Origin of the sequence: Roseomonas genomospecies 6 (assembly GCF_008365375.1) — a bacterium.
Lineage (GTDB): Bacteria > Pseudomonadota > Alphaproteobacteria > Azospirillales > Azospirillaceae > Azospirillum.
The window spans coordinates 1-2,091 of the sequence record NZ_QOKW01000074.1 but is presented as its reverse complement, the minus strand read 5'-3'; the positions used below and the strand labels follow the sequence as shown (position 1 = coordinate 2,091).

Below are 2,091 nucleotides of genomic sequence, written 5' to 3'. Positions count from 1 at the left end.
CGTAAGCGTTGTGTGACGACACATCCGACGTGATCGTGGTTCATGAAATATTCCGCTGGTCGCAGCTCAGCGGGGTAAGAGGATGTCGGGTCAGGATCTGGAGAGCTATTGGCGCAATCATGTTGATGCCTGGAAGGGCAGCGGGCTGACGCAGAAAGCCTACGCTGAAGCCCATGGAATTGGACGCTGGGCTCTGGGCCGGTGGTCGCACCGCTTTGCCGCTGTGGAGGAGGTGAGCGCTCGCTGTCATAGGGATAGTCCTGGTGCTGTCCCTATGACGGCGAGCGCTCCCTTGGTGATGGAGATCGTCGAGGCGGCACCCCGCCGGCGGTATTGGTCACAGGCAGAGAAGGAGCAGCTGGTGGCGGAAACCTGCGAGCCGGGCGTGAGCGTGTCGCTGGTCGCCCGGCGGCGCGGGGTCGATCCCAGCCTGCTATTCCGCTGGCGCCGCCAGATGCTCACTCCGGCCGAGCCGACGCCCATCTTCGCGCCGGTGGAGGTGGCGGACACCACGTCGGCTCTTCCCCTCACGCCGCCAACTCCATGCGGTGCCAGCATGATCGAGATCGAGTTGGCCGGCGGACGGCGGCTGCGGGTTGGGCGGGATGTCGATGCCGAAGCACTGCGCCGGGTGATCAGCGTGCTGGAGCGGCCATGATGCTGTCGATCCCGGCCGGTGTGCGCATTTACCTGGCGCTGGAGCCCTGCGACATGCGCCGGGGCTTCGACGGACTCGCCCTGCTGGTGCAGCAGGCCCTCGGCAAGGACCCGTTCTGCGGCCACCTCTACATCTTCCGAGGGAAAGGGGCTGGACGCGTGAAAATTCTCTACGCCGATCAGAACGGCCTGTGCCTGTTCGCCAAGAGGCTGGAGCGCGGCCGTTTCGTTTGGCCAACGACGCGGACGCCGGGCGGCACGGTGGTCCTGACGCCGGCGGAACTGTCCCTGCTTCTGGAGGGACTGGAATGGCGTCACACCGTGTCGGCATCCAGGCCGGCCGTAGCGGGATAAATGGGAGAAAAGATGAGGAAAACCGCGGGCTTGGCTGGCTTGGGGCCGTGATCCGAGGTACAATCGGCCATGCGCTTCGACCTCGACAACCTGCCCGCTGATCCGGCCTTGCTGCAGCAGATGGTGCGCGATTTGGCCGAGGTCGTGGAGCGCCAGAAAGCCGATCTGGCGGAGCTGGAGGCTCTGCGTCAGCAACTCCGGCAGATGCAGCGCACCGTCTTCGGGCGGCGCTCCGAACGGCTCGATCCCGATCAGCTCGATCTCGGGTTGGAGGAGCTGGAGGCGGACATCGCCCGGGTCGAGGCCAAACTCGCATCCCCTGAACTGGAACCGTCGGCCCCTGCGGAACCACCCAGCCGTGGCCGCGACTTGCCCGATGATCTGCCGCATCACGATCTCACGCTCGAGCCGCCTGGGCTGGAGTCCGGCGCCGGGGTATGCCCCTGCTGCGGCGGGGCGTTGCATGAGGCCGGCGAGACGGTGGCCCGGATGATCGACTACGTGCCGGCCCAGGTGCGGGTGCTGCGCATCCGCCGGCCCAAGTACGCCTGCCGCGGCTGCGGCACGCTGCATCAGGCGCCGGCCCCGGAGAAGCCGATCGCCAAGGGCATGGCGACGCCGGCGATCCTGGCGCACGTCATCACCAGCCGCTACTGCGATCATCTGCCCTTCTACCGCCAGGCGCAGATCCTGGCCCGCAACGGCTTCCCCGTCGACCGCTCGGTTCTGGCGGGCTGGGCGGGACAGGCGTGTTGGTGGCTGGAGGCGCTGCATGAGGAGCTGGCCAAGGCCCTGTTCGCCTCGGCCAAGCTGTTCGCCGACGACACGCCGATGCCGACGCTGGCGCCGGGAACTGGCCGGGTGAAGACAGGACGGCTGTGGGCCTATGCCCGCGATGATCGGCCCTGGCAGGGGCTGGACCCGCCGGCGGTGATTTACGCTTACACCAGCGATCGCAAAGGCGAACGCCCAGCCGCCCACCTGCGGGAGTTCTGCGGGGTGCTGCAGGTGGACGGTTACGCCGGGTTCGAACGGCTGGCTGCCGGCAATAGGGTCGTGCTGGCGGCCTGCTGGAGCCAT

At 67.4% G+C, this 2,091-nt stretch carries 3 protein-coding genes; all 3 read left to right on the top strand.

Annotated features, from left to right (window positions below; genetic code table 11):
* Nucleotides 1–82 precede the first annotated feature (82 nt).
* Nucleotides 83–658, top strand: a complete 576-nt coding sequence (gene tnpA, locus DS843_RS30800) for an IS66-like element accessory protein TnpA (protein WP_408902106.1) — start codon at nt 83–85, stop codon at nt 656–658.
* Nucleotides 655–1,011, top strand: coding sequence for an IS66 family insertion sequence element accessory protein TnpB (gene tnpB, locus DS843_RS30795; protein WP_149472612.1), 357 nt, complete (start codon nt 655–657; stop codon nt 1,009–1,011). The genes tnpA and tnpB overlap by 4 nt, the downstream gene beginning before the upstream one ends.
* Before the next feature lie 69 nt (nt 1,012–1,080).
* Nucleotides 1,081–2,091, top strand: a 1,011-nt coding sequence (locus tag DS843_RS30790) for an IS66-like element ISAli15 family transposase (RefSeq protein WP_149472611.1), incomplete at its 3' end; no start/stop codon positions are given.

What these genes read in the sequence shown, in the direction of transcription:
- tnpA (WP_408902106.1), top strand. Translation starts at nt 83, where the DNA reads ATGTCGGGTCAGGATCTGGAGAGCTATTGGCGCAATCATGTTGATGCC.
- tnpB (WP_149472612.1), top strand. Translation starts at nt 655, where the DNA reads ATGATGCTGTCGATCCCGGCCGGTGTGCGCATTTACCTGGCGCTGGAG.